This window comes from Streptomyces sp. NPDC058239 (genome assembly GCF_042882185.1).
In the GTDB taxonomy this organism is placed as follows: Bacteria; Actinomycetota; Actinomycetes; order Streptomycetales; family Streptomycetaceae; genus Streptomyces.
The window spans coordinates 1-20,256 of the sequence record NZ_JBHVWS010000075.1; the positions used below are offsets into that span (position 1 = coordinate 1).

The window sequence follows — 20,256 nt, forward strand, 5'->3', positions numbered from 1 at the left end:
CCCCTGGCGGGGGAGGCAACGCGCGGACGGTGGGTCAGTGACCGCTGTCGCGCAGGTGGCGGGCGGCCAGTGCGTGAAGCGTGCCGTCGTCGGTGAGGGCGAAGACCCAGTCACCGCTGACGGAGAGCGCCGAGGTCACGCTGGCGCCGAGGTTGTACTCGGTCAGCCGCTTGCCGGTGGCGCGGTCCAGGACGACCAGGCGGCCGTCCCGGGTGCCCGTATACACCAGGTCCTTGGTGACCAGGGCGTGCATCGCGGGCGAACCGGGAGCCTCGGTGCACCCCGGGGCGCCCCACTCCGACGGGCCCCTGCCGGGCAGGTAGCCGACCTTGGTCTCCCAAAGCGGCTTGGACGGGTCGGCCGCGCTGGTGTCGTAGGCGCGGATGACTCCGTCGCGGCTTGCGATGTAGGCGATGTCGCCCCAGATCGCGGGGCTCGTGAACGGAGCGCGGCCGGGCTCGCAGCTCCACGGGTCGTTCGCCGCGGCCTGCCACAGGACGTTGCCGGTCTTGAGGTCGAGCCCGCGGGCACCGCCTGACGTCGCCGCCACCAGTTGCGGGTCCCCGTTGGCCGGGTTGGTGAGGGCCGGGGAGGAGTGGTTGTCGATGTCGCCGCCGGTGCCCTTCGCCCACAGCTGCTTGCAGGTCGTGAGGTCCATGGCGACCACGTTGCTGCTGCCGCTGTCGTGCATGTAGACGGTGTTGGAGCCGGGCTGCCGGACCGCCGTGCTGTGGAACTGGCCCCAGCCGAACGAGGCGTCGAAGCCGCCAGGCAGCATCCCGCCGGTCTCGGCGTCACGGCAGCGGATCGTGTACGCGTCCTGATAGACGGCGACCGTGCGCTTTGTGTCCTTCAGGTCGAAGACGCTGACCGGACCACCGGCGCGCCCATAGCGGCGGACGGTGTCGCCGTGCTGCTCCTCACGGTCGATCGACTGCCAGACGACGTGGCCGTCCTCGGCGTCCAGTGCGTAGATCCGGCCGACGGCGGTGGTGATGTAGACCTTGCCGTCGTGGTAGGTCGGTGCCGACTCGGCGTCACCGTCCAGATAGGTGCGCCAGATCTCGCGGCCGGACTTGATGTCGTAGGCCAGCATCATGTGGTTCGGCGAGTCGAACGCCCTGGAGGAGACGATCACCTTGCCGTTTGCCACGACCGACCCGTTGAGGTTGAACTGCTCGCCGGTGTTGGCCGCCCACTGCAGATCGAGCTCGGCGCCCGGGTTGTCGCCGCTGGCGGAGCGCCCCGCCTCGTCGCCGCCCTGACGCAGCCAGTCCTGGCCGGTCTTCGGAGCGGCCAGCTTGCCTTCGGGCACCACCGTGAAGGTGTTGGTGATGGTGGGCCACGCCTTGCCGCGGGTGTCGACCGCGGTCATCTCGGCCGTGTAGGTGCCCGGCCGCAGGCCGGGGAGGCGGTCGCCGACCCGGGTCCAGGATGTCCGGGTCTTCGGGCAGGGCTCCGGGGTGCCGCCGGGAGGCGTGTAGCAGTTCTCGATGCCGGTCCTGCGGACCCCGCTGCCGAATCTCATCCGCTTCTCGTGCCAGGCGATACGGCCGCGCGAGTCACGAAGGGTCAGCGAGGCCGTGGCCGGGGTGCGCCCGGCGTCCTCGGCGTACAGCTCGATCGGGATTCCGGCGCTGTTGCCGTGCACACTGCCCTGGGCGGGGCTCACCAGCGATACGGCGTTGCGGACGTCGAACTGGCGGTGGGTGCCCATGACATAGCCGGTGTCCTCGTTGCGCTTGGTGCCCGGGCGATCGTAGATGCCCTCGAAGTCGAGGACCTTGACGTCCGGGTGGGAACCGTCGATGCCGTACTGGCCCTGGTTATTGATCTCGACCGAGCGGTCGAAGGCACCACGCCGGTACTCGGCCTGCTGGTTGTGGCCCGCGGCGAACATCCGCACGTCGTACTTCGACAGCTCGTCGATGGTCGGCTGCATGCCGGCCCCCGGACCCCACTGGGTGAACAGCGACCGGTGTGCGAAGACCAGAACCTGCTTGCCGACCGCGTGGCGCTTGAGGTCCTCACGCAGCCACTCCAGCTGCGGCTTCAGGCCGCTGGAGTCGTAGTTGTCCTCAAGGACGACGATGTGGCGGCCGTTACGGTCGAAGCTGTACCACTCCGGGCCCATGTTGCGGCGGTAGTACTCCATGCTGCCCGCATAGCCCTGGGAGTTGGCGGTGCCGCCGAAGTCGTGATTGCCGATCACCGGGTAGAAGGGCATGCCGAGTCTGCCGTTGGTCAGGCCGTTGTGCAGGACGTCGTAGCCGCCCTGCATGCGGGGCTCCGAGGTGGCGTCGGTGACCGTCAGGTCACCCGTATCGATCACCATCGACGCGCCGTCGACCTCGGACATCGCCTCGACCTCACCAGTCCACGTCGCCAGTCGCTCGCGCGCGACATCGTCCTTGGTGTTGCCCACCTCGGTGTCGGAGGCCATCAACCACTTTTCGGTGGGGTTGGCGGCGTTCTTGTCCTTGACGAGAGCGAAGTCGATGCCGGAATGCAGGCCTTCGCCCTCGGGCACCTTGTGGAAGTACTCCGGGACGTAGTCCTCGCGCAGATGGGGGGTGTAGCCGTTCGGGGAGACGATGCTGATGAGGTCGGTCTCCCGGCGGGTCGGGTCCATCTGCAGGCTGTACGAGCCGTCCGCGCCGGTCGTCGTCCAGCCGGCGCCGTCCGTGACGTCGACCCCGGCCATCGGAGCCTCGCCCGCATCCCGGTTGCCGTTGCCGTTGGCGTCCTTGAAGACCGTGCCCGTGACGGCGGCCGTGTTTGCGGTCGCCGCTGCCCCTTCGGCGAGCGGCGCCGCCGCGGCCAGCTGGGGAGCCAGGAAGGACAGCGTCATCGCGCCGACAGCGGCCAGCTTGATCCGCCCGCGGCCGGCGCACACCCTGGCGACCAGCTGGGCGACCTGGAGGCGCCCGGTGCGGATCTGCCACACCGCGAGCAGCAGCGCGGCGGCCGCCGCGATGCCGAGCGCCACCTCTGCCCACGGGAAGGCGGGCAGCGCGTGGGCACCCGAGGCGTCGACGACGGGGGTCTGCGCGTTGGCATTGACCGTGGTGCCGTCGAACTCGACGACGACCTGGGTCAGCCCTGCCTGCTTCAGCATCGCGCTCAGGTCGAGCTTGTCGACGTGGCAGCCCCACGCGAGCTCGACCACCACACCGCCGGGGACGCCACCGCCGTCCCCGGCGACACCGGAGCCGGTGGCAGGGCACGCTGCGCTCAGCAGGTGCGACGCCCAGGCACCCGCCTTCTGCGGTGACACCACAGAACGATGGACGATCAGCCGCCCACTGGTGACGTTGTCCTTGGTCGTAATGACGAGTTCGCCATGCTCCGGTGACACATGCGCAGCAGCTGGCTGTGCACAGAAGCCCAGGATGAATAGGAGCAGCGCAAGGCTTAGACCTGCTGCTCTGCGGAGAAATTTCATGGCAAGAAAGCTAGCTTGACTGGACAACTTACTGGCCAGGAAGCGGCAACCTTCATCGAACGGTTGGCCAGAATTAACCGGAGGGCAGCGCCTCTGCTCCGCCGCGGAAGGCCCTGGAGGACATGCGACACAGCGCACGGACGGGACGGAGCAGGGGCGCGCATCGTGCCAAGCCGGGTCGCTGCACACACGCGGGCCCCGGCGTCGGTCCGACCGGACAAGGAAAACGGCCCGCCTGGGGTACCAGCGGACCGTCACGCAAGACCGGCGCTGCACCAATCATGAAGATCCTGCCGCGGTCGCCTGGCTCGCTTTACCGCCCATCGGGCCAATACGCGCAACCAGTCGGCATCTCAGGATGTGCAGGATGTCCCTCCCCTCGCAGCGTGGAATCCGGGATTGCAGGGGAAGTTGGGATTCACGGGGTCCAAGCAAGAGAAGTTCGATGCTCAGTTCCGTGAGGGGGCTGTACGCATCGTGATCGAGACGGGGAAGCCGGTCCCTGAGGTCGTCGGGGAGCTCGGTGTTCACCCCGGCACGCTGCGCAGCTGGGTCTCGCGCCGGCGCCGCAACGGGTCGGCTTCGTCGGACCGGGGCGGCACAGGGCGGGTGGATGCGCGAGTCCGAACGCGCCGAACTGGAGCGACTGCGGCGGGAGATGACCGAGAAGGACAAGCGGATCCGGGAGTTGGAGATGGAGCGTGATGTCCTCAGGCGATGCATGGTCGTCTGGGTGAAGTGACCGGCGCGGACACCCGGCCGCCCTGGCAGCGTTCATCGGTAACCAGAGGACCGAACACCACGTCCCGCACCGCCTGACCTGCCGCCTTCTGGGGGTGTTGGAGTCCTGGTTCTACAAGTGGCGCGACAAGACCACCACCGGGGACAACCGAAGGACGTACGCGATCGACGTGAGCGAGATCGGAGCCTTGCTCGGCCTGGACGTCGGCAAGGGCGAACACCACGCCACCGCCGTCACCCCGGGCGGGAAGAAGGCGTTCGACAAGAGGCTGCCCAACAGCGAACCCAAGCTCTGCGAGGTGTTCGGGAAACTGCAGGCCAAGCACGGAACCGTGCTCGTCGTGGTTGACCAGCCGGCCTCGATCGGCGCTCTGCCGCTGGCAGTGGCCCGGAACACGGGCTGCCTGGTCGCCTATCCGAGCTACCTCGCCTTCCTCGGCCTCGCCGCCGCCCTCTGCGGGACACCAGGCCAGAGCAGACCAACCCCATCAGGGTCGCTGCTCCGTCACAGCACCGTATTGCCAAAGAGTCGCGGTCGCGGTTGCCTCATGTGGTCCGGTTGCCGTCTCGCTCGGCTTCGAGCCAGCCCAGCCGTGCCGCCTGGAAGCCCAGCTGCATGCGATTCTGAACCTTCGCGACATCCATCAGGTGCCGGACCCGGCGCTGCACCGTCCGCAGGGAGCTGCGCAGTTGGGTGGCGATCGCCTGGTCGGTGAGGCCGGTCAGCGACAGGCTGAGGATTTGTGCATCCAGATCATCAATGGCGGACGCGTTCTGCAAGACACCTGCAGAGGTGACAAACTGCGTCGCTTTCTCCCATTCGGACTCGAACAGTGCTATCAGCGCGTCGAGCAGGCTGCTCGCGTGCACGAGCAGGGCTCCCGCCGGTGCGGCATTGGCCGGACCGAGGAGAGGAACAATGGCGAACTCGCGGTCTACGATGAAGAGTTTCAGTGGCACTGTCTCGGCGATTCGGACTTCCTCTCCTGCGGCCCGCGCCTGGACGATCTCGTCGAACGACGGGGCTCCCTCGTCGAGCATCGCGCGTTCGAGCATCGGGCGTTCGAGCATCACGCGGTAACGGACACCGCGTGCGATGACAGCGCCGTCGGTCATGTTGCCGACCGAAAAGACCGGCGCCTTGACGAAGTTCATGACCTCTTTCCGTGCGCCGAGTTGTATTTGTCCGACGCGCTCGCGGATGGCCTCGGTGCCGTGGATCACATCGATGACGTCGCCGACGCCGCGTCCGAGGGCCGCCGAGCGATAGATGTCGTCGAGGGAGTCGAGCTCGAGTTCCGCCAGCTTGAGCTCGTTCTGTCGCTGGACCAGGAGTGCCCGCAGCGCCGCCGCCGGTGGGGAGGCCACGAACCGCGTGGTATCCCCGAGGCTGCGCGTGGCGAGTCCCCGGCCTTCGAGCATGCCGAGGATGCGCACGACCTGGCGGGTTTCGCGCCCGATGGACTCGGCGAGTTCGGCGGGAGTGGCGGAGGCTACCGAGATGAGCGTGCGGTAGGTCTCCGACTCTGCGGGGGACAGTCCCAGCACGTCTGACAGCATGGTGCTCCTCCGCCTGTTTGTCGGTCCTGGCCATTCAGCTGGGTTTGATTCCCTGATGGCCGGTTAGCAAACTGGCGGCTGTCTGTGGCAGCCGACGGGGAAGGGCTGATCGGGCGCGCGGGGGCGGTGCTGCTGAGGGCGTGTGCGGATCGGCTCGGGCTGACCGCCGTGCTCGGGCGGGTGCTGCCGGGCGGGAGCGGTGCCTGGACCAACCGCACACCGACGTCTCACCGAGTGGGGCCGGGCCCGTGTTTGGGGCAAGCTCCACCGCATGGTCCTGGATGAGCTCGGCGCACGCGTCGAGTTGGGCTGGTCGCGGTGTGCGACGAGTCCTCCCAGAGCCTGGGCCGGCACCGTTGGACCGTGGAGCGCACGGTGGCCTGGTTTGCCGGGTGCCGCCGTCTACACCGTCGCTACGAACGCAGGGCCGAACACTTCCTGGCTTCGCCGGCATCGCCGCCGCTCTCATCTGCTACCGGCGTCCGGCCGCGTAAGCCGGTTCATGCTGCTTCGAGAAACCCGGGTCGGCACCGTCGAACTGGAGGCATGAGTCGCGGCTCAGGCCCAGGAGTTCCGCCATGGGCACTGCAGACGGCCGGCGCGGCGCGTGCGGCGCACCCGCTCCCGGGGGCCACGCCCAGTCGTGGACACCCCTTGCCCGCATCGGCGTCATAGCCCGCCGGGTCACCCAGTACCGTGGACCACCAATCGAGAAGACCTCTGAGCCGAGAACGCGAGAACGGCCGGGGCGAGAATCACGCTTCGCCCCGGCCACGGCTCTCCGATTGGGTTCATCGCTTCATCGGTTCACCTCAGCGCAGTTGGTACGCCTTGGGAATCGTCTGCTTGACGGTGTCCCCCGCACTGTCGATCGCGGTGATCCGCAGTCCGACTCCTCCGGGAGCCTCGTCACGCTTCGGGTGCTTGATTTTCGCGGTGAACGTGTTCTGCCCGCCGGCCTTGGTGATTGCCGGCTGCCAGCTCTTGCCGCCGTCGAGACTGGCCTCGACCCGCAGCTCGGTCACGGTCGGTGGCTTGCTGAGCCGCTCCTGGTAGTAACCGGTGACGGTGATGCGGTGGAGGCCGTGGGCCTTGACGGTGTTGGCCAGGTCCAGGCCCAGGTCGTACCGCAGGAAGATCAACGGCTCCGGACGGCACGGACCTGGATCCTTGACGATTTCATCCGCGATGCACGGCTGCGACGTCGGCGTGTCAGGCTTGGTCGGCCGGTCGGACGTGTACTCCCACACGGTCTTGACCCCGTTGGTTTCCGCCTCGAACGAGTAGCGGGCTGATTGCGCAGGCAGGTCGTATGCGATGACGTCAGCACTGGCCGTGCAACCCACCAGCGCGAGCACCGCTACGGCTGCCAGCGCCGCCAGGTTCACTGGCCGGCGCCACCTCGATGGTGCGGTCGCGTTCATCGGACCAGTCTCCTTCCTCGCTTCGGTCATCACCGCTTGCTCCCCGACACCAGGTCCGGCGTGCTGCCGGGCTCGCCGAGCTGGAGGACGAACTTGACCGGGACGAGCCGTTGCTCGATTTCGTCGCCGGCCTCGTTGTGGAGGCTCATGTCGCAGGCGGGGGGTGCACAGGTTTCCATCCCATAGCGCCACGTGGCGATGCCCGTGTCGTTGAGGATGCCGGTCATGGCCTGGCGACCGCCTCCGCTGCCGGTCAGGTACATGGTTGGCCAGAAGTGGTCCGCCTCTCGACAGCCGGCGCACGGCAGGCCGGTACTGGTGGTGAAGCCCGACTTGGTGCGGACCTGGGGCACCGCGCCGGGCAGGGACGGACCCGTGTTCCAGTCGATCGTGTTCTTCCTGTCGAGCGCCAGGTCCTGAGCTTCGCTTGGACCCGATGCACGCGCCGCGGACGGCGCGACGTATTCCCTGGTGGACAGCTCGAAGGTGTCGACCGCGTTGTCGTCCCTCGGCCCGACCCACGTGGTGAGCTGCCGTTGGCTGGCCGGCCTGGGCAGTTTCATCTCCTCTGCAACCAGGCCGGCGTCGGTGGTCCGGCTCCAGCTGAACCAGGGAGTCACCCCGGGCCGGTCAGCGTGGATACGGTGGTCGACACGGTCGAGGTCCTTGGGCAGGACTCGGTACGGCAGGCTGGCGGGGATCCGACCGCTGGTGTTGAACGCCAGCGCGTAGCTCTTCGACGCCTCGCTGTTGCCGCCGAGTTCGACCTTGACGCCGGGCTTCGCCCCGCCCCCGATCCGCCGGATCAGCGTGGCGGCCTCGGCCGGGGGTACGGTCACGATCGGCAACGCTGCGTACGGTTCGACCGGCGGGCAGCTGTCCGGATGACTGTTCTCGCAGTTGTAGAGCCGGGTCCCGTACGACTCCAGGGTGACCCGATCGGTCCCGCCGGCCACCAGCACCCCGACCGCACCCGCCGCGGCAGCCGCCGCCACTCGCTCACGGAGTGCGGTGAAGTTGCAGGTCGTCGTGCAGATGTCGGTTGGCCGCAACAGCACCAGCGCATCCCTCGCGTCGACCTTGGCAAGCTCCTCGGCCGAGCCGGTGCCCGCGTAAACCACGGGCTTCTTCCCGTTGGTGGACAGTCGGGGGATCGTCAACCGCACGAGGCGGTTTACGCTCCTCCCGTTTTCCTTCCATTGCTGGGTCCCCCCGTGGATGGAGGTGTCCGGCGTCGCATAGCGGGCGCCCAGGTCGAAGGAGTCACCGTTGCCCGTGACCTTCATCGTTACTGACGGCGGTACCAGGACATGTTGGCTATTGAAGGCGAGCGTGCCGACGCTCACCTCGCTGGTCGGCAGTACCCACCAGTTCGGTTCACCAGGACCGTAGTCGGTGGCCAGCTGTGCCTTAAGCCCCCAATTGGCGTCCACAGAGGTCCGCTGGAAGTTGAAGACCGCGCTGTATGTCTCCGTCGGCTCCGTGGTGTTCACCCTGACCGGATTGGCCTTCCGCAAGTCCAGCTCCACCGTGGTCGCCCCGGTGACCTGCACCTGCGGTGCCATCGGTGCGGCCCGGTGCAGCTCACCGGCCGCGTCCCGCCACGTCACCGCGAGGGCCGCCGCGACAGTGCCGGCGAAGACCCTGGCCTTGGTCGTCTCGCCACCCGGTGCCACCACCGGATCCTCGTAAAGCTTCAGCTTGTCCTCGTCCATCGGGACGATCAGCCCGTTGCCGTACGAGATATCGGTGGCGCCGGCCGGAGGAATGACCTTGATGGTCAGGTCATGACGGATCGGCTCCACGACCGCCGAGATCCGCGACGTTCCCAGCGTTGTCCCCGTGCTGTCCTCGGCGGTCAGGGCGCCGGTGTATCTACCGTACTGCCCGGCACCGTCCACCACCCTGCCGTCCAGGGACACCGTCACGTCGGCCGACCCCTTGGCGGGCACGGTCACCTGGTTGGCGCTGAGCGTGAACAGCCCCGTCGGCGCGGGCTTGCCCGAGGAGGAGGCCGAGGGGGAAAGCGTCAGAGTGATCGGCTCGTCGGTCCAGTTGCTGTAGGTGACCGTCCTGGACACCGGCGAGTGCGGGTATTCGAGCCGGCCGAAGTTCAGGTTCCCGTCTGGGATGATCTTCGGATCGATCGCACGGGCCAGGTCCACCCGGCCGGCGCCCTGCGCGTACAGGTCGTGCCCGAGGTCCTTGGCGGTGGCCATCAGCAGCGCCTTGATCTGCCGCCCGGTGAAGTCCGGGTGCTGCTGGGCGATGATCGCCGCTGCGCCGGCCATATGGGGGGTGGCCATGGAAGTGCCACTGGCGGTCGTGTAGTAGTCGTCCACGGGCTTGCCCATCGCGGTGCCCTTGGCCCGGGCGGCGGTGATGGCGACGCCCGGAGCCGCGATGTCCGGCTTGGCCGCACCGTCCCCGATCCGAGGTCCGCGGCTGGAGAAGGTGGCCATCTGGTCGCTCTTGTCCACGGCCGCGACCGTCAGCGCCTCGTCGGCGGCACCTGGCGACCCGACCGTCCCGGAGGTCGGGCCGTTGTTGCCCGCGGCAATGACGAACAGGGTGCCGTAGTCAAGGCTGAGCTTGTTGACCGACTTGCTCAGCGGGTCCGTTCCGTCGGAGGGCGGGCCACCGAGACTCATGTTCACCACATCGGCACCGGACTTGGCGGCCCACTCCATGCCGGCGATGACCGCGTCACTGGAGCACGTGCCGTCCTGACCGCAGACTCTGCCGATGAGCAGCTTCGCACCGGGCGCCACACCGCGACGCAGCCCGTCGGAGGCCTGTCCGGTGCCGGCGATCGTGGACGCCACATGGGTACCGTGTCCGTGTTCGTCCACCGGACCCTTCGGGCTGTTGGTGAAGTCAACCGCCTCGGCGATCCGGCCGGCGAGATCGGGGTGGGTGGCATCGATGCCGCTGTCCAGCACCGCAACCTTCACGTTCGAACCGTCATAGCCGCGGCTCCAGGCGGCGGGCGCGCCAATCTGCGGTACGGACTTGTCAAGCTGAATGGTCGTCAGCTCATTCAGCCACACCTTTTTCACTCCGGCCAGCGGGCCGCCTGCCCGAGCGGCGGAGGCGGACTTGCCGGCGTTCTTCTCCCGTACCTCTCGCCACCACTGGCCGTTGCCCTTGATGGTCATCGAGCGGGCGTTGATGCTCTTCAGGACGTTCTTTGCCTTGGTACCGTCGGCGGTCGGCGCCGTCCGAGCGCTGGTTCTTCCGGTGTACGCGGTGATCACCGGGACCTCACCGGTCTTGCCCTCGGCCGCCCAAGCGGCCAGCTTGGCGAGGTTGAAGAGCTCCCAGTCCAGCAGGTCGGCACGGAGCAGCGACAACGCGTCGTCCGGTACGACGTAGACCTGGCCGCTCCTGGTGATGGTTTGGAAGAGTACCGACTCGTGCCCGGGCCGCGTCGCCGGCTCGATCTCGTGGACGACCGGCTTCCCGTCCGCGGTGACACCGATCTGCACCTTGTCGCCGGTCACCAGCGTCAGTGGCAGCTTTGCCTGAGTTCCGGCGACAGCGCGGAGAAGGTTGTCGCCGACCGAAGCGGCCCGGATCTGGTTGAGGGCTGCGGGGGCAGAGGGGGCGGGGGTTGGGGCGGTGGCACTCGCCGGGGTGGTCGACATGACCACCCCGAGGATGGTGATGCCGGCGACCGCGGTGGCTAACCGTTGTCCCAAACGCCTCATCGCCAGACCTCCTGAGATGCCGTTCTTTCGGTTTCGCCGTGAATATGGCGTAGGGAATGCACGAGCGCCTCCTACTCGTCGCGGCAAAGCAATCCTTGCCGGATCAGACAGATACTCAGGCTTGGTAGGGACCGGGGCAACTGATGGGCAGTGGCGTATTTCTTCCATGCCGCAAACCCGCCACCACAGTTGGCCGGGCAACCGGCGGGGAAACACCGCGCCGCCTTGACGATGCTGGTCGGGCGCGACGGAGTACCACTTCAACATGCACGGCGAGTTCCCCGGTCCAACCCCCGGGCATTCCTGGACAGGAAGAAAACCGCCGGCGCCGTATAAAGCCCAAGGTCATGAAGTCAGGGCCTTCCGGGAAACAACTCATTGCTTCCAATCTCGATCTTCGTTGTTGTGGTACAGGCACAACAGGCATACTGGAAGGGGCCGAGACGTTGCTGGCCGCAAAATTCCAGATGCTTTTCCCGCACCTGGATGTACTTCAGCGGCGGTTGATGCCGGGGCCGAGGCCCGGTCGCTGGGCCACGGCGTGATCAGGGTGGCTGCGCCCGCGCAGCTGGGGTCCGCGAGGGCACCGTCCCCCGCGGAGTCACCGAACTGGACTCCGGCGAGGAGCCGTTGGGGTGGGTCTGCCGACCCCGGTGGGGGACCTGAGCGTGCGGTGGACCTTGACCCGGCCCGACGGCATCGCCGCGCGTCATCTGCCCGTGGGCTAGCTCATTGCGGATCTACCTGAGGTTCCCTTAGATGCGATGCGAAGGGAGGTGATGGAGCGTCAGATCGCCAAGTAGTTCTCATGAGAGGAACTCTGACTGCGATCTCTCGCGCCTATGACAGTAGGTTCACCTGCTCGGCAATGCCCTACGACAGCCGTCCCGAGCCGGATCGCTCACCCCATGTCAGCCACACGGCCAACACGACCACCTCGGCGACCAGGCCGAACAACCCGAGAATGGCTGGCCTCACCGCTATCACCGTCACCGACACAGAAACGAGAGATCGCGTCCGAGTAACCCGAAGCGCTGTCTTTGTGGACAGGGAACCACGCCGGGTGCTCGGTGCCCATGGTGATCCGGTGGGTCGCCGGGTCGGGGCTGACCGGCAGATTTCTACCGGACCACAGTGATGGAGCACTGAGCCGACGTCAGCTCCCCGTCATCGGCGTCAAAAGCGACAGTGACGGCGTAGTTACCGGGTGCAACGTCGGTCCCGGCGCTCAGGCGGACCGTTTCCGAAGCCTCGAGCGGACCCGAGGCTCGCAGACGGCCCTGGGTGCGCTCGGCGGTGAGTCCCTGGGGCGCGATGAGTGTCCACTCCACGTCGTGCCCTTGAAAGTCGACGTCCTGCGCCGTGATCGTCATATCGACGGAGGTCCCCTGGCGCACGGTGAACTTGACCTGCGGCAGGTAACCCCACGCCGCGGAGCGGTACTGCTCGGCAATCTGCGCCCGGGTGATCTGTTCGCCGTAGCGCGGGGTGGTGTAGAGCGACTCGAGCTGGATGCCGTTGAAGCGGTGTCGCTGGGTCAGCTGGCGGTAGCGGGCCATCGCCCGCTGCTTGCCTGCCTGATCGTTGGCTTGCGCGCACCGGGTGATATCGATGTCGGCCAGGGCGAGTTCGCAGCCCCAGGCTAGCCGGTCGAGGACGATCGCGGCTGCGCTGGTCCCGACGGTCTTCGCTCGCGCTGCGGCGACGTCGGCCGCGGCAGCCTGGTACTTGGTGCGCAGGGCCGTCCCTTGGCCGGGCGTGTTGAGGACGTCCGGGTCGTCCGCGGTGCGCAGCAGGTAGTCGGCCATCTCCTGAGCTGCCGGCCCGAATCGCGCAGGCGGGTAGCTGCTCATGAAGTCGTCGTAGGTCAGCGTCGGATTCCATGCACTGCGGGCGCCGAACAGATGGATCGCCTCGAACTGCAGCCAGTTCGCCGGTTCGGAGTACGCTCCGACGCCGTTGACGCCGACGCTGCGGTACACGTCCGCGTCCTGGGCGAGGACACCGATCGGATTGCCTAGCTCGCGCCAGCGGTAGCGGCGCGAGTAGTCGTAGATCGCCAGTGTGCCCGGGTGGGCCGCGCGCCACCGACGCAGCACGTCCAGGTGGTGCGCGTTGACGGCCGAGGACGGATCGCCGAGCGGGACGGAGTACGTGCGTCCGTACGCGGCGAAGTCGATGAGCACCTTCGGGTCGAATGTGTACCCGGCCGTGGGCGTGTCCAGGCCGGCGCCGTACGCGATGCGTTCGACCTGGACGTGGAGTCCGGCGTCGGCGATGGCGGCAACGAGCTTGTTCACAACGTGAACTTCGGCGTTGGTGGCGGTGGCGAACTCGGCGAGGGTGGCCTTCGACCACGTCGCCCCGTCCGGAGGCCAGCAGTCGAAGATGGCGATCTCGGGCCGGGCCCGCAGATAGGTGACGACGTTGGCGATGTACTGTGATACGGCTGCTTCGTCGTGCACGTTGAAGACGTTGACCCCGGAAGTGTAGTACTGCGGGTAGTCGGCCTGGCGAAGAAATGCGTCGTAACCGTGGCCGCCGACTTCCACGATGATGCCGCGCTTGGCGAGTTCTGGTGCCATCCCTGCCGCGAAGTCCTCGTAGCGAGTGACTCGGGCCCCGTAGTAGTCGTACGGAAAGACCAGGACGTTGAGCCGCTGCTTGCCCATCCAATCGATCAGTGCGGTGAGGCTGGACTGGCTGATGCTCCAGCCCTCCTCGATCGCCTTGCGCCGCACCGGCCAAGGTGGGGTGACCAAGCTGGTGTGGGCGGGGACCGTGATGTCGACGGTCTGCGGAACGGTCTCGGCGGCACCCTGGTAGTAGCTGAACTGCGGTGCGAAAAAACCGACTCCGAACTGCTCCAGCAGCGCGTATGTCGCGTACACCACGCCGCGGTCGCCCACACCGCTCAGCAGCACGCCGTGCGGGGTGGCGCTGACCAGGTAACTGTCCGTGGCCTGGTCGCGCAGCCGTGTGTCGGCCTTGGACAGCCAGACCGGTGGAACGGTGGTTGCCTGGCGTCGGCTGCCTGGCAGCACGAGCACTCCGGACGTTGCTGTCTGCGGCTGTTCGGGCCGTGCACGCAGGACCTGAAGGCGGGAGCCGCTCATCCGCTCCACGTAGTGAGCCAGTTCAGAGGCCGCGAACCGCGCGGTGGCGCCGCCCCACCACAGCACCGTCGCCTTGCCACGGCCGTTGTGGACGAGCCGGAACGCGGCTTCGGACCCGGTGTCGTCCGCCGCCCGTGCCGACGTCTCGATGGTTGTCACGGCGACGGCTCCGGTCACGCCGGCAAGAAACGATCGACGCTTGAGGTGTTGCATGGCGTCTCCTGGTGTCAGGCATCGGGTGTCATGGATGTGGGGGCACGGCGCCGGCCGGCGCCGTGGGCGGGTGACGTGCGGTGTTCACCGTCCGCAGCGGAGGCTCGTTCGAGCGTCGGGTGGTGCGGGGTACTGCGGTGTATGTGGCGAGACAGCGACGGAACAAAGGCTCAGCAATTATTCCGAAAACGGATCGTATTGAGTGCGAGGCAAGGACTGCAAGAGGTCTACACCGAAATCCCGTACCGGACGGTTGCAGCCGGTCCGCTCCCTTCAGTCGCGACCTCCGTGCCCGGCCGTCTTCCCCCAGCTCCCAGACCGATGGTGACCCGTGTATCAGAGGTGCCGTGTGGGTGTCGGTCAGAACGGACGCAGTGTGATCACCCAGGGTCCGTCCGCCACCACGGAGGCCCGACCCGCTGCGCTGGAAGGCCCTGACTACGACAGCGAGTATTTCTTCCAGACTTTGCCCGAATAACGAACAAGGGCGCATCATGCTGCGGTGACTGCTACTCCTGCCCGCCGCAACAGGTCGGCCTACGACGATCTCGTTCTCGCAGAGCTGCGCCGATCGGGGGCGCTCAGCCGCGCCGAGCTGAGTCGGCGCACCGGCCTGCCCAAGACCACGCTGTTCAGCATCGTCGCCGGACTGCTCGAAGGTGGTGTCCTGGTCGAGCAGAGCGCCGGTGACACCGCAGGGCGCGGCCGCGGTCGGCCGGCGACCCGGGTCGTACTCAATCCTTCCGCCGGCCTGTACGCGGGGTTCGACATCGGCCGCAGCCGGATGCGCCTGGTCATCGTCAACACCTCGCACGAGGTGGTGGCCAGCGGCGTGCACGACCTGCCATCCGCGGTGCGCGCCGACGTAGTGGCCCCGGCGGCGGCGGATCTGCTGCGGCGGGCGGCCGGTGAGGCGGCGGTCGCCCCTTCGACGCTGACCGCGATCGGCGCGGGCCTCGTCGGAATCGTAGGCGTCGCGTGGAAGCCCAAGGAGGTCGAAGCGCTGCGGATGCACATCGCCGAGGAGTTCGGTGTGCCGGTGGTGCTGGGCAACAACTCCCGCGCCGCAGCCCTGGCCGAGGCGACCTGGGGGGCGGGACGTTTGGTGGAGGATCTTGTGTATGTGCGCTGGTCCACGGGAATCGGTGGCGGTTTGGTGGTCGGCGGTCGAGCCGTGGCCGGGGCGCACGGGTGTGCCGGTGAGATCGGCCATGTGAGCGTTGATCCGAGTGGAAAGCCCTGCCACTGCGGTGGCCGGGGCTGCCTTGAAGGAGTCGCCGGGGGCGCGGTACTGCTGGAGCAGTGCGCCCGACAGGGTCTTGCCCTTGCCGACCTGGACGCTCTCGTCGCCGCCGTGCGCAACCTTTCCCCGACGGCAACCCGGGTGGTCTCCACCGCTGCCGACCGGCTGGGCCGGGTACTGGCCGGGACTGCGGCGCAGCTGGACCCCTCACGCATCGTGGTGGGAGGGGAGTTGGCGCAGTTGGGGTCGCTGGTCCTGGACCCGATCCGCCAGGCGATCGACCGGCTGGCCCTGCCGCGTGCGGCGGGACGGGTCGATGTTGTGCAGGCGGATCTGGGAGTCAACGCGGCGGCTCTCGGGGCGGTGGCGCTACTGCTTCAGGAGGAGCCGACAAGGGCGTGAGGGGACGGTCGGCGATTACGGGGTCGCCGACCCCTTGTGGGCTGGACCTTCCCTAAATATGATCCGATCCAGGAAAAAAGCGCTGCTGAGGACTCTCTGCCACCTCTTCCTGCGGCCCGGCCTGACGCGCTGTCCAACTCGCTCCTTCCCCAGAGGCCCGATCGGAAGGTCCGTCCGTGTCACCTCGAAACCTCCTGTTCCTGATGACCGACCAGCACCGGGTCGACACCTTGGGCTGCTATGGCAACACCACCATCAGTACTCCCGCGCTCGACTCCCTTGCAGCCGAGGGCACCCGGTTCGACAGCTTCTACACCCCTACCGCCATCTGCACCCCGGCCCGCGCCTCACTGTTCACCGGGCAACACCCCTTCCGCCATGGCCTGCTGGTGAATCCTGAGCGCAACGGCGGCGGACGCGACGAAGTCGAGGACGGTTCGCCGGTGCTCTCCCGGCCGCTGCTGGCGGCCGGCTACAACATGGGCCACGTGGGCAAGTGGCACATCGGCCGCGCCCGCGGTCCCGAGTACTACGCGATGGACGGCGAACACCTTCCCGGGGCGCTCAACCCCGTCCACCATCCCTCCTACGAGGCATGGCTGGATGCCAAGGGCTACCCCCGCTTCGCAGTCAAGGACGCGGTATTCGGCTCGGCGACGAACGGCACCGGCCGCGGTCACCTGATCGCCGGCCGCCTCCAGCAGCCGCCCGAGGCCACCGTCGAGGCCTACCTCACCGAGAAGACCCTCGAGCTGCTGGACCGCTACACCGACGCCTGGCACACCGACGGCAAGCCGTTCATGCTGTCCTGCCACTGGTTCGGTCCTCACCTGCCCTACCTCATCCCGGACGAGTACTACGACATGTACGACCCGGCATCGGTACTGCTGCCGGCCTCCATGTCCGAAACCTTCGCCGGAAAGCCCGACGTGCAGCGCCAATACTCCGCGTACTGGTCGGCGGACGACTTCGACGCCGACACCTGGCGCAAGCTGATCGCCGTCTACTGGGGTTATGTGACCCTCATCGACCACCAGGTCGCCCGCCTCCTGGACGCGCTGAAGGCCCGTGGCCTGTGGGAGGACACCACGGTCGTCTTCACCGCCGACCACGGCGAGTTCACCGGCTCCCACCGGCTCAACGACAAGGGTCCGGCGATGTACGAGGACATCTACCGCATCCCGGGAATCGTGCGCGTCCCCGGCTGCCCACCGCAGATCCGCGACGACTTCGCCACGCTCATCGACCTCCATCCCACGGTCCTGGGGCTGGCCGGTCTGCCCGCACTGGAACCCTGCGACGGGGCGAGCCTGCTGCCGGTACTGGCCGGCGAACCGGCCGACGGCACCCGCGAGCAGGTGGTCACCGAGTTCCACGGCCACCACTTCCCCTACTCACAGCGGATGATCCGCGACCACCGCCACAAGCTGGTGTACAACCCTGACAGCGTCAACGAGCTCTACGACCTCGAAGCGGACCCGAACGAACTGCACAACGTCCACGAAGCACCCGCGTACGCCGGCGTCCGGCGAGAACTGACAGCGCGTCTCTACCAGGAGCTCCTGCGCCGGGGTGACCCTGCCTACACGTGGATGAGCTACATGTCCGACATCGGCGGCCGCGCGCCCGACGTCGACGGAGTGGCGGATGAGGTGGCATGAAACAGCACGCCACATCCGCCGCGCCGCCCCGGTGGTCGGGCCACTCGGAGGACGTCCCCATGGCGACAGGCGAAACCCTCGACCCCGCACCGCCCACGCCCGGCAGCGCACGCAATCCGGCCGGGCGGCTGCCCCAAGTCCTCGGCCTCCGTGGTTCCTTGCTCTCCCTGTGCTCCGCGGCGCTCGGGCTACTGGTATGGACCGTCCTCGCCCATAGCAGCGTCCAGGGCTTCCCCGGCCCGCTGTCGGTGCTGAGCCGCGGATGGGAGCTGATCCGTGACGGCATCCTCCTCGACGACCTCGGCGCCAGTCTCAGGCGCGTCCTCACCGGCTACGTCATCGGCGTGGCCCTCGCCGTACCAGTCGGCTTCGCCATGGGCTGGTACCCGATCGTCCGGCGGCTGATCGAGCCATGGCTCCAGTTCTTCCGGATGGTTCCGCCCCTGGCGGTCATCCCGCTGGCCATCGTGCTCATGGGCATCGGCGAGACTCCGAAGATCTTCGTCATCTTCCTGGCCGCCTTCCTCTCCTCGGTGGTGTCGACCTTCCAGGGTGTGGTGTCGGTGGACCCCACACTGGTGAACGCCGCCCGAGTGCTCGGCGCCAAGGACAGCCGGGTGTTCCTCGGTGTGGTGGTGCCCGCCTCCACCCCCTTCATCCTGGTCGGCATGCGGATCGGCCTGGGCGCCGCCTGGGCCACCGTCGTCGCCGCCGAACTGATCGCAGCCCAGAGCGGGCTCGGCTTCCGGATGCAGCAGGCCCAGCTGTACTACGACCTGCCCACGATGTTCGTCCAGCTGATCGCCATCGGCACCGTCGGTCTGGCCATGGACCGGCTGCTCCTGCTCGCCGAACGCCGGCTGACCGTGTGGCAGGAAAGGAGATAACGCCATGCCCTCCATCGAATTCCGCGAGGTCTCCCGCGACTTCGGCACCAAGGCCGGCGGCTTCCTCGCCCTGGGCAACGTGAGCCTCACCATCGAGGACGGCGAGTTCGTCACCGTCGTCGGCCCCTCGGGCTGCGGCAAGAGCACCATGCTCAACGTCGCCGCGGGCCTGCTGGATGCCACTGGCGGGTCGGTCACGGTCGACGGCGAAGAGGTACGCGGCCCCAGCCCGGAGCGGGGTGTCATCTTCCAGCAGTACGCGCTCTTCCCGTGGATGACCGTCACCGAGAACGTCGAGTTCGGCCTGAAGGTCGCCGGTGTCGACCGGACCGAACGGCGGGCCACAGCCCGGCGGATGATCGGCATGGTCGGCCTGGGCGACTTCGCCGACGCCCTGCCCAAGACCCTGTCCGGCGGCATGAAGCAGCGGTGCGCCATCGCCCGGGCCTACGCCGTGGATCCCAAAGTCCTCCTCATGGACGAGCCTTTCGGCGCACTGGACGCCCTCACCCGGGTCCGCATGCAGGATTCGCTGCTGGAGACCTGGAGCCGGGACCGCCGCACGGTCATGTTCATCACCCATGACGTCGACGAGGCGGTCTACCTCGCCAGCCGAGTTGTGATCATGGCCGCCCGCCCCGGGCGCATCCACCGGATCATCCCCGTCGACCTGCCGTATCCCCGCACCGAGGAGATGCGCCTGTCGGCCGAGTTCGCCGGCCTACGGCGGCAGGTCTGGAACGCCGTCCACCACCAGCTGAGCATGCTCGAAGGAACCTCCTCATGAAGCGCAGAACCGCCGGCTTGTGGGCCGCCGCCACCGTTCTCGTCCTCGTCACATCCGCCACCGGCTGCAGCTCCACGCCCTCCTCGTCCGCCGGCAAGACCACCCCGGTCACCTTCGGCTACATCGCGGACTACAGCGGCTCGGCCGCCCTCGCGGTCGCCGCCGAGCAAGGCCTGTGGCAGAAGGCAGGGCTGAGTGCCGACCTCAAGGTGTTCACGAACGGCCCACTGCAGGTCCAGGCGCTCGGCGCCGGCGACCTCGACTTCGGCTACCTCGGCCCGGGCGCCCTGTGGCTCCCGGCCTCCGGCAAGGCCAAGATCGTCGCAGTCAACATGCTCGGCCAGGCCGACCGCGTCATCGCCCGCCCTGGCACCGGCATCACCACGCCCTCCGACCTGAAAGGCATGAAGGTCGCCGTGGCCGAGGGCACCTCCGGCGACATGATCCTCAACCTGGCGCTCGGGCAGGCCGGACTGAAGCCGTCCGACGTCACCCGGGTCACCATGGACCCGAGCACCATCGTCACGGCCTTCTCCTCCGGTCAGGTCGACGCGGCGGCAATCTGGTACCCGCTGATCGACACCATCAAGAAGCGGGTGCCCGACCTGACCGAGATCAGCCGCACCGAGGACTACTACCCGAAGCTGACGTTCCCCAACGTCTTCGTGACCCAGCCCGACCTGCCCGGCAAGAACCCGATGCTGGTCCGCAAGGTCACCTCCGTGCTGCGGCAGGCGGACGACTGGATCAGCGCCCACCCGGAGGAATCGGAGAAGGTCACCGCCGACTTCCTCAAGCTGCCCGCAGACCAGCTCGCCGGCTCCACCAAGTACGTGAAGCTGCTCTCCTCCAAGAAGCTGACCGACCTCACCGCCAACGGCACCGTCGACGGCTGGTTCAACGGCCTGGCCGACGTCTTCACAAGCATGGGCAAGCTCAAGTCGCCATCCAACGCGAAGGAGTACTACCTGGGCGACCTCTACAAGGCGGCAGGCAGTCCGCAGCAGTGACCTGGCCGGGGGCTTCCCCGGCCCGCCGGTCCATCCGATGCCGCCACGTGCGGCGGA

The 20,256-nt window shown here is 67.8% G+C and carries 11 protein-coding genes and 4 pseudogenes; 10 read left to right on the forward strand and 5 right to left on the reverse strand.

Annotation, left to right across the window (positions count from 1 at the left end):
- Positions 1-34: 34 nt before the first annotated feature.
- Positions 35-3,358, reverse strand: a complete 3,324-nt coding sequence (locus ACFVYE_RS42540) for a PQQ-binding-like beta-propeller repeat protein (RefSeq protein WP_389608774.1) — start codon at positions 3,356-3,358, stop codon at positions 35-37.
- A gap of 564 nt (positions 3,359-3,922) precedes the next feature.
- Here ACFVYE_RS42540 and ACFVYE_RS42545 point away from each other — a divergent pair.
- The 3 genes and pseudogenes from ACFVYE_RS42545 to ACFVYE_RS42555 all read left to right on the forward strand — a co-directional run.
- Positions 3,923-3,976, forward strand: a pseudogene (locus ACFVYE_RS42545) (transposase); the annotation flags it as partial.
- Positions 3,977-4,058: 82 nt separating this feature from the next.
- Positions 4,059-4,187: a hypothetical protein gene (locus ACFVYE_RS42550; RefSeq protein WP_389608806.1), complete on the forward strand. Its 129-nt coding sequence runs from the start codon at positions 4,059-4,061 to the stop codon at positions 4,185-4,187.
- Between the two features lie 163 nt (positions 4,188-4,350).
- A pseudogene (locus ACFVYE_RS42555) lies at positions 4,351-4,632 on the forward strand (transposase); the annotation flags it as partial.
- A 100-nt stretch (positions 4,633-4,732) separates the two neighbouring features.
- On the opposite strand, the gene ACFVYE_RS42560 reads toward ACFVYE_RS42555, so the two are convergent.
- On the reverse strand, positions 4,733-5,746 hold the full coding sequence (locus ACFVYE_RS42560) for a helix-turn-helix domain-containing protein (RefSeq protein ID WP_389608776.1): 1,014 nt from the start codon (positions 5,744-5,746) through the stop codon (positions 4,733-4,735).
- A gap of 327 nt (positions 5,747-6,073) precedes the next feature.
- On the opposite strand from ACFVYE_RS42560, the pseudogene ACFVYE_RS42565 reads away from it, so the two are divergent.
- Positions 6,074-6,240 (forward strand): annotated as a pseudogene (locus ACFVYE_RS42565) (transposase); the annotation flags it as partial.
- Positions 6,241-6,558: 318 nt separating this feature from the next.
- Here the strand turns inward: ACFVYE_RS42565 and ACFVYE_RS42570 are convergent.
- Together ACFVYE_RS42570 and ACFVYE_RS42575 are read right to left on the reverse strand one after the other, a co-directional pair.
- Positions 6,559-7,170 carry a hypothetical protein gene (locus ACFVYE_RS42570; RefSeq protein ID WP_389608778.1) on the reverse strand — a complete coding sequence of 204 codons (612 nt, stop codon included), beginning with the start codon at positions 7,168-7,170 and terminating at the stop codon, positions 6,559-6,561.
- A 29-nt stretch (positions 7,171-7,199) separates the two neighbouring features.
- Positions 7,200-10,880: a S8 family serine peptidase gene (locus ACFVYE_RS42575; RefSeq protein WP_389608780.1), complete on the reverse strand. Its 3,681-nt coding sequence runs from the start codon at positions 10,878-10,880 to the stop codon at positions 7,200-7,202.
- 467 nt (positions 10,881-11,347) lie between these two features.
- Here ACFVYE_RS42575 and ACFVYE_RS42580 point away from each other — a divergent pair.
- Positions 11,348-11,577: pseudogene (locus ACFVYE_RS42580) on the forward strand (ISAzo13 family transposase); the annotation flags it as partial.
- Positions 11,578-12,001: 424 nt separating this feature from the next.
- On the opposite strand, the gene ACFVYE_RS42585 reads toward ACFVYE_RS42580, so the two are convergent.
- Positions 12,002-14,155 (reverse strand): DUF4838 domain-containing protein, encoded by a 2,154-nt coding sequence (locus ACFVYE_RS42585; RefSeq protein WP_389608782.1) that lies wholly within the window; start codon positions 14,153-14,155, stop codon positions 12,002-12,004.
- A gap of 556 nt (positions 14,156-14,711) precedes the next feature.
- Here ACFVYE_RS42585 and ACFVYE_RS42590 point away from each other — a divergent pair.
- The 5 genes from ACFVYE_RS42590 (at position 14,712) to ACFVYE_RS42610 (ending at position 20,199) form a co-directional block, all read left to right on the forward strand.
- The gene (locus tag ACFVYE_RS42590; RefSeq protein ID WP_389608784.1) at positions 14,712-15,854 is read left to right on the forward strand and encodes an ROK family transcriptional regulator; all 1,143 of its coding nucleotides are present in this window, start codon (positions 14,712-14,714) and stop codon (positions 15,852-15,854) included.
- Between the two features lie 176 nt (positions 15,855-16,030).
- Positions 16,031-17,515, forward strand: a complete 1,485-nt coding sequence (locus tag ACFVYE_RS42595) for a sulfatase-like hydrolase/transferase (protein WP_389608786.1) — start codon at positions 16,031-16,033, stop codon at positions 17,513-17,515.
- 59 nt (positions 17,516-17,574) lie between these two features.
- Complete coding sequence (locus ACFVYE_RS42600; protein WP_389608788.1) at positions 17,575-18,402, forward strand: ABC transporter permease; 828 nt, start codon at positions 17,575-17,577, stop codon at positions 18,400-18,402.
- A 4-nt stretch (positions 18,403-18,406) separates the two neighbouring features.
- Entirely contained in the window at positions 18,407-19,189 is a 783-nt protein-coding gene (locus ACFVYE_RS42605; protein ID WP_389608790.1) for an ABC transporter ATP-binding protein, read from the forward strand.
- Positions 19,186-20,199: an aliphatic sulfonate ABC transporter substrate-binding protein gene (locus tag ACFVYE_RS42610; protein WP_389608792.1), complete on the forward strand. Its 1,014-nt coding sequence runs from the start codon at positions 19,186-19,188 to the stop codon at positions 20,197-20,199. Before ACFVYE_RS42605 ends, ACFVYE_RS42610 begins: the two co-directional genes overlap by 4 nt.
- Positions 20,200-20,256: the final 57 nt, after the last annotated feature.